The sequence below is a fragment of the Phytobacter sp. V69 genome (assembly GCF_965644215.1).
Taxonomy (GTDB): domain Bacteria; phylum Pseudomonadota; class Gammaproteobacteria; order Enterobacterales; family Enterobacteriaceae; genus Phytobacter.
In genome coordinates, this window is sequence record NZ_CBFFRL010000401.1 from 1 (window position 1) to 1,743 (window position 1,743).

3 protein-coding genes are annotated in these 1,743 nt (G+C 54.7%); 1 reads left to right on the plus strand and 2 read right to left on the minus strand.

Annotation, left to right across the window (positions count from 1 at the left end):
• The first annotated feature begins 166 nt into the window (after positions 1-166).
• Positions 167-766 (plus strand): short chain dehydrogenase, encoded by a 600-nt coding sequence (locus tag ACSZPU_RS25525; RefSeq protein WP_499004396.1) that lies wholly within the window; start codon positions 167-169, stop codon positions 764-766.
• A 32-nt stretch (positions 767-798) separates the two neighbouring features.
• Here ACSZPU_RS25525 and ACSZPU_RS25530 read toward each other — a convergent pair whose 3' ends face one another.
• Together ACSZPU_RS25530 and ACSZPU_RS25535 are read right to left on the minus strand one after the other, a co-directional pair.
• Positions 799-1,197, minus strand: coding sequence for a hypothetical protein (locus tag ACSZPU_RS25530; RefSeq protein ID WP_499004397.1), 399 nt, complete (start codon positions 1,195-1,197; stop codon positions 799-801).
• 8 nt (positions 1,198-1,205) lie between these two features.
• Positions 1,206-1,646, minus strand: coding sequence for a hypothetical protein (locus tag ACSZPU_RS25535; RefSeq protein WP_499004398.1), 441 nt, complete (start codon positions 1,644-1,646; stop codon positions 1,206-1,208).
• Positions 1,647-1,743 lie beyond the last annotated feature (97 nt).

Here is a 1,743-nt window from a genome sequence, read left to right on the forward strand (position 1 = left end):
CGCAAAAAATACGGCCTCATTTCTCGCTGCCGTCCAGATCAGATGCATCGCTCTCTGGGCTAAAATCTTGTGACGGCGCTATCTAGTAATCAATTAACGTTTAGCTCATTTATCTTATAAATAATTAGCGAAAGAATGGCCACTACCGCAACAGAGGAGCATAACGATGAAAATTTTACTGATTGGCGCAAGTGGTACCGTGGGTCGGGCAGTGGCGCAGGAACTCCACCAGCATGAGATTATCCGCGCAGGCCGCACCAACGGTGATGTCCATGTCGATATCACGTCAGATGAGAGCGTAGCGGCGCTGTTTGAAAAAGTCGGGCCCGTCGATGCTATCGTCGCCACCACCGGTAACCTGTTTTTTGGGCCACTGGAAAAAATGACCACCAAGGATTTCTCAATTGGCCTACAGGATAAGCTGCTCGGCCAGGTACGCCTGGTGCTGGCAGGGCAACATTACCTGCGCGAGGGCGGTTCGATTACGCTAACCAGCGGTATTGTCGGCCAGGAGCCCATCGCGCAAGGAGTCAATGCCACGACGGTTAACGCCGCGCTGGAAGGGTTTGTGAAAGCAGCGGCCTGCGAGCTGAAACACGGGCAACGCATAAACGTGGTCAGCCCAACAATGCTGAGCGAATCACAAGAGGCCTATGGCCCCTTCTTCCCGGGGTTTGAAAGCGTGCCAGCCGCACGGGTTGCGCTGGCATACCGCCGCAGTCTTGAAGGCGTGCAGACCGGGCGAGTTTATACGGTGGGATATTAATTGTCCCTCATCACAGGATAAGGGGCAACGGCTCAGGCGTCGGTTTTCAGGCTCGCGACAAAACTCTGCCACTGTTCCTGTAATGCGCCGATATGGCCTTTCTCGATCTCAAGGATATACGGCAACGAACGGTTTTCATCAACCCAGTCGTTGATGGACGAGAACCAGGTATCACTGTCCGTGGAACCGGCGGTGAAGCTCAGCATCTCATTGCGGATCGTCTGGGAAGAGTGCGTACCGTCACTCAACTGTGCGATGGCATCCAGATGATGCTGGGCCTGCTCACTATCGCCCAGGCTTTGCGACAGCTTCGTCGCCTGAGTCAGCACAACTTTCGTCATCTGATCGGCCTGCGCGGTTTTGTCGCCAATAAACTGAGTGACGAACGCGCTGGCTTCATTCTGATAATCGGCTGCGACATACGTCTGCACTACCCGGTTCAGCTTGGCCTGGTTAGGGCAAGATCCATCGCATTGGTGGTGTAATCCCCGTTCTGGGTCGGGGAAGTCAGGGCTTTATGCAGTGCGTCAGCCATATCATCGGCGCTCGCCGTGGCGTTCTGGAAAAAGCCCTGAAAGCTGACCGCGTCGCTGGCGGTTGCCGGGTCCGTATAAAAACCGATGGCAAGATTCGGACCCGTGGGCATGCGCGCCATCGCCTGATTACGCAGACTGAGCATCTCACGGGCGTTCGCGTCTATCTCTTCCTGGGTCGGCGGCGTTAACTGCTCCCATGCTTGTGCCATCGCTTCCGGCGACAGGTTGACCTCAACAGACTCTGCAGGATCGACGTTTTTCCCCGTCAGGGCATGTACCGTTTCCTGGCGGGTGGCAGGCATGACCGTCAAATTGGCCGCCGAACTTACATCCTTAATGCTCATATCTTCTCCTTAGAATAGATGCCGCGAATTCAGATAATAAGTGCAACGCTCGGACATGATTGTGGAGAGTGTAGGAGGAAGGGTTAACTACCGATAA